1 protein-coding gene is annotated in these 517 nt (G+C 39.1%); it reads right to left on the bottom strand.

Annotation, left to right across the window (positions count from 1 at the left end; all coding sequences use genetic code 11):
- A partial coding sequence (locus SPM24T3_RS24125) for a MipA/OmpV family protein (protein ID WP_009639461.1) occupies nucleotides 1-214 on the bottom strand: 214 nt, incomplete at its 3' end.
- Between the last annotated feature and the right edge of the window lie 303 nt (nucleotides 215-517).

Genomic DNA, 517 nt, shown 5'->3' with positions numbered 1-517 from the left:
AGTTATCGCCTTTGATAGCGTAAAGGTAGGCAACATCACCTACGATACCATTGCTGTTGTCCAGAGTATCGCCAGTCAGCGTGGTGCGAATAGTACCCCATTCGGCGTTATAAGAATAAGCCAGACCCGCCATCAGCGTGCCGTGACGTTTTTTCAGGCGCTTTAACTGTTCGTTATCGCTATGACCAGGCCTGAAACTGAGCGGAACTAGCACAATGCTAGCAATTATAAACTCGCTAGGCTTTATCTTAAACTGTGGGCCGACCTGCCTTTTGTGTTTTTTAATAGTGTATAAATGAAGCTGAAAAAGTAAATCGCACTTAAAAGCCTTTTACATGACAGTCAACTAATAACGTGGGTAATTAGTTAAATAAACCTGATGATTTCTTGCGTCATTAATAATTAAATATCTGAATGTAGTTATTAATGCAGGTTAATACATTTGCCTATTTTAATGAGAATTTTCTTATTAAAGCGTGGAAAATATTCTTAGCTTGCGAATCACCAGACACAAGTT

This window comes from Serratia sp. M24T3, assembly GCF_000257645.1.
GTDB lineage: Bacteria > Pseudomonadota > Gammaproteobacteria > Enterobacterales > Enterobacteriaceae > Rouxiella.
Note: the sequence above shows the minus strand (reverse complement) of the source record. Positions and strands in the feature narration are given on the sequence as shown.